The organism is Microvirga tunisiensis, from assembly GCF_009296175.1.
GTDB classification, from domain to species: domain Bacteria; phylum Pseudomonadota; class Alphaproteobacteria; order Rhizobiales; family Beijerinckiaceae; genus Microvirga; species Microvirga tunisiensis.
The window spans coordinates 1-4,138 of sequence record NZ_VOSK01000465.1 but is presented as its reverse complement, the minus strand read 5'-3'; the positions used below and the strand labels follow the sequence as shown (position 1 = coordinate 4,138).

Genomic DNA, 4,138 nt, shown 5'->3' with positions numbered 1-4,138 from the left:
GCATCGGCGCGGATCCCGCACCCGATCCGAAGTGCCCAAATCCCCATAGATGAGCGCGGCACGCACGGCGCCCAACCGTTCCGCGGGTTCCTTCCCTGGAGGCTTCCGGACGCCGGCCCCGGTGCACCTCGCTGCGTCGTGATGGGCCGGCATCCGAAACCCTTCACAGAAACGGACCTTTGGAACCAATAGAAGATAACGACCCTCATCCGACGGGCTGTGCCTTCACGAACGTCCAGCTCCCGTTCATGATTTCCTTCCGCGGCCGATCCAGCCTCGGTCAAAATCCAACGTAAAGCGGAGTTCATCGAGGCTTGCTCATCCCTCAACTGCGGGAACACGGCTAAGGTCCGCCTCATGCCAATTGGGGATCTTGCCAAGCTGCGGGCGGATGAGCCGCCCTCAATGCGCCGCACGCCCTTACACAATTTGACCTAAGAACACTATTGTCTCTAATAAAAGTAAAAGAGTAGAAAGCCTGCACAAAGATACTTCATTTTATGCATTGTATGTACGTGCCACGCCTCCCAAATACTAGAAGCGCAGGCCATTTGGCTGCGTGATACGGACGGTCAGGCCCTCAGGGCGGACCCTTCGCATGTCCCTCCATCCGTGAGGTCATGCTATGCGTACATTCGATTTTACTCCCCTCTATCGTTCAACCGTCGGCTTCGACCGGATGTTATCTCTGCTCGACCAACCCGGTGGCGTGGAAGGCTCAGTACCGAGCTATCCGCCCTACAACATCGAGCGGACGGGTGAGAATGCCTATCGCATCTCAGTCGCCGTGGCAGGCTTCTCGCAGGCTGATCTCTCGATTGAGGCAAAGGAGAACAGGCTGACGATCCGTGGCGCGAGGCAGCCCAAAGAGAAAACCGCCGAAGTGCTCTATCTGGGCATCGCGGCACGAGCCTTCGAGCGGAGCTTTCAGCTCGCCGACCATGTTGCGGTCGAGGGGGCGAGCCTGGACAACGGGCTGCTCCACGTCGAGCTCGTGCGGGAGCTTCCAGAGGCGATGAAGCCTCGGACAATCCCCATCACGAGCCCGAGCAAGCTCCTGGAGGCCACACCGGCTCAGATCGCGGCCTGAGCTGCTGCCCTGTCAAATTAGGGAGTGCCCCGGAAAGCGGGGCGCTTCGGCCATGTACGACGCTGATCTTCTTATTGATCCGGCTTGGGTGATCTTGAACTACGCGGCATAGCGGAATGGCTGATGCCTGAAGTAGCTTCGGATCCGTTCGGGGAGCTTTGTCAGTCGGCGCATGTGGCTGATCACGGTACGCTTGAGTTCGTGTTTGCTGCGGGCGGGCGGCTTGCGGGTCACAGCTTGCTTCAGGTCGGCGTTCAGACCCTCGTCCGGGTTCAACTCCGGACTGTAGGAGGGCAGGTGGAAAACCTCGATCTGCTCTTGGCGCTCGGCCAACCAGCCCCGTACCGCCTGGGCCCGATGGACCGGCAGGTTGTCCCAGATCAGGAACACCTTGCCGCGGGCATCCTGGATCAGCCGCGCGAGAAAGCGGATCAGGCTCGGGGCCTTGACGGCGCCATTGAGCACCATCCAGCGCAGCTCGCCCTTGTTGGTCAGAGCCGAGATCAAGCCCAGCCCCGCGCGCTTGTGACAGGGGCGCACGACAGGCGTCCGGCCCCGCGGAGCGGAGCTGCGGCCGCGCACATCATCGGAGCGCAAGCCGGTCTCGTCACCCCAGAAGATCGTGCCCTTCTCCTCTCTGGCTCGCGCCACAAGGGCTGGATACTCCCGCCGCAGCCAGCGCCGCACGGCCTTCGGCGACTGCTCGTATGCCCGTCGGAGCGGCTTCTGGGCCGTGAAGCCCCAGCGCGCCAGATAGGTGCTCATCGTGCGCACCGCCAGCCGGACCCCACAGTGTCGCTCGATGAGCTCCCGCACCGCTGCCCGGCTCCACAAGGCGAAGGGCAGGCCCAGTTCGTCGGGCGTGTGCCGGCTGATCAGAGCGCGGATCTGGACTTCCTGCTCGGCCTGGAGAAACCGTCCTGTGCCAGGGGCCGGGCCCCGCGGTCCGCTGGCCAATCCGGCCAGTCCCTGCTCGGCGAAGCGGCGGCAAATGTTGAACACGCCGGTTCGGGTCAGGCCCACCTGGGCGGCAATGGCCTCATAGGTCAGGCCGCTCTCGCGTAGCCCCACCACCTGTCGCCGACGCTCCTCTTGTGCTGCTGCTGGCAGCTTGCGCATGTCTATATGCTTCATCCCGTCGATCTGGTCCGACCGGTCGTGGATTTCAAGATCTCCCAAGCCGGATCAATAAGTGTGGTTTGACCCCGGCCGCAGCCTTATCCCCAGATCGCCATACCTCATGAGAACCTGTGCGATGATCCGCTGTTCACCGGCCATGCCGGTGACGGCCGATTTGCACTCCATGCCGCTGCCGATCCGCTCTGGAAGGTCTCTGATCGAGCCGTTCGCAAGGCAGTGCCGTTCCGCTCCCCTGATACGGCACCGGATTGAAAGAACTTGGCTTGAAGAAGCCTGGAAGCGTAAGCTTGGTCTCGACTGAAAAAAGACAACTCTGATGCTCCAGAACATCCACGGCATCCTGATCGGGGTGACGGAAGAAGGAGATGCAGAGGAGCGATCCTCGGCCCTCGCCTATGGCCTCTCGCTGGCCAAAGAGGCAGGCGCTCACGTCACCGTTCAGGCCGCCTCGTTGAAGCTCGTCCTGACGCATGCCTTCATCAGCACCGTCGCCGAAGAACTCGTGGCCGCCGAGAACCGGCGGCTCGATGCCTTGGCTCACGCCGCTGCGGATGCATCGCGACAGGCCGCGGTAGCATCAGGCATCTCTTGCACCACCCAGGCACCGCAGCTTGCCTATCCGGACCTGATCAAGAGCTTCACCGCCCTGGCACGGGCCCACGATCTGACGGTTCTTGACGCCGAGCCGATTTCCCTGGCCGTTGACCGAGGGCTGATCGAGGCGGTGCTTACTGACAGCGGTCGCCCGCTCATCGTGGTGCCTGAAGGCTGGGACAGCTTTGCAGGAGGACGGATCCTCGTGGCGTGGGATGGCAGCGCCAAGGCGGCACGGGCGCTCAATGACGCCCTGCCCTTCCTGCGGGAGGCCTCCCACGTCGAACTTGTCAGCGTCACGGGAGAGAAGGATCTGGAGCCGGCTGCCTCTGGTGCCAACCTTGCCCCGCATCTCACCCGCCACGGCATCAAGGTCGGCGAGTTGACCCTGCCCGCCCTGGAGGGTGACGTCGCCGAGACATTGCGCCATCATGCCAACCTGACCCGAGCCGACATGATCGTGATGGGAGCTTATGTGCATTCGCGGCTGCGCCAGATGGTGCTCGGCGGCACGACGCAGTCGCTGCTCAAGAACTGCCCGGTGCCCTTGTTCCTCTCGTACTGAACGAAAGAGGGCGCGGTGTTCGGGGGCTTCACTTCTCGATGAGGGAGGCCTGCATGTACAAGAACATTCTGATCGCGACCGACGGCTCATCCTTGTCGGCCCGTGCTGTCGAACATGGAACCAACTTGGCAAAGGCTGTGGGAGCGACGGTCCTGCTGCTCACTGTGGCTGAGCGCTTCCACGTCTTTGCGCTGGAGGCCGACCAGCTTGAGGAAACGCCAGCCTCGTTCAGGGAGCATATACAGAAGCACGCCGAGCGCACCCTGGAAGAAGCCTCCGAGATCGCACGCAAAATTGGTGTTGATGCCACGACCCTTCACATGGAAGCCGACGCGCCTTATCAGGCGATCATCCGCACGGCGGAAGGCCAGCGCTGCGATCTGATCGTTATGGCCTCACACGGACGCGGCGGGGTCTCGGCCCTTTTTCTCGGGAGCGAGACCATGAAAGTGCTCTCCCACTCGAAGATTCCGGTCCTCGTCGTGCGCTAGCGCTGGCATTGGAGTACCTGAAGAAAGCTCAGGCCGAGACAACTGGACAGTAGGAGAGTTCTGGAGGCGGCTGCGGGTGGGTATGGGTCACTTGCGCTGAACGTTGCGAATAGCTGCCCTCCAAGTGATCAGTAATTACCCAGGCCCTTGCGCCAACTGGGATTCGCTGATTCCCTGCTGGTATGGGCCGCGGCGATCTTGAACGTTTGAGCAAGGAAGAGCTGATTGAGTTGGTGCTGCGGCTGCAGCGGCCGCAAA

General features: G+C 62.2%; 4 protein-coding genes. 3 read left to right on the top strand and 1 reads right to left on the bottom strand.

The window, feature by feature from the left end:
- The first annotated feature begins 625 nt into the window (after positions 1-625).
- On the top strand, positions 626-1,090 hold the full coding sequence (locus FS320_RS39410; RefSeq protein ID WP_152717838.1) for an Hsp20 family protein: 465 nt from the start codon (positions 626-628) through the stop codon (positions 1,088-1,090).
- A gap of 99 nt (positions 1,091-1,189) precedes the next feature.
- Here the strand turns inward: FS320_RS39410 and FS320_RS39405 are convergent, their stop codons facing one another.
- Positions 1,190-2,224, bottom strand: coding sequence for an IS630 family transposase (locus tag FS320_RS39405; protein WP_152717836.1), 1,035 nt, complete (start codon positions 2,222-2,224; stop codon positions 1,190-1,192).
- A gap of 322 nt (positions 2,225-2,546) precedes the next feature.
- On the opposite strand from FS320_RS39405, the gene FS320_RS39400 reads away from it, so the two are divergent.
- Both FS320_RS39400 and FS320_RS39395 read left to right on the top strand, forming a co-directional pair.
- Positions 2,547-3,389, top strand: coding sequence for a universal stress protein (locus FS320_RS39400; RefSeq protein ID WP_152717834.1), 843 nt, complete (start codon positions 2,547-2,549; stop codon positions 3,387-3,389).
- Positions 3,390-3,442: 53 nt separating this feature from the next.
- Entirely contained in the window at positions 3,443-3,880 is a 438-nt protein-coding gene (locus FS320_RS39395) for a universal stress protein (RefSeq protein WP_152717832.1), read from the top strand.
- Positions 3,881-4,138: the final 258 nt, after the last annotated feature.

Bases quoted from the DNA above. Each gene is read 5' to 3' on its own strand.
- FS320_RS39400 (WP_152717834.1), top strand. From the start codon at position 2,547: ATGCTCCAGAACATCCACGGCATCCTGATCGGGGTGACGGAAGAAGGA.
- FS320_RS39410 (WP_152717838.1), top strand. From the start codon at position 626: ATGCGTACATTCGATTTTACTCCCCTCTATCGTTCAACCGTCGGCTTC.
- FS320_RS39395 (WP_152717832.1), top strand. From the start codon at position 3,443: ATGTACAAGAACATTCTGATCGCGACCGACGGCTCATCCTTGTCGGCC.
- FS320_RS39405 (WP_152717836.1), bottom strand. From the start codon at position 2,224: ATGAAGCATATAGACATGCGCAAGCTGCCAGCAGCAGCACAAGAGGAG.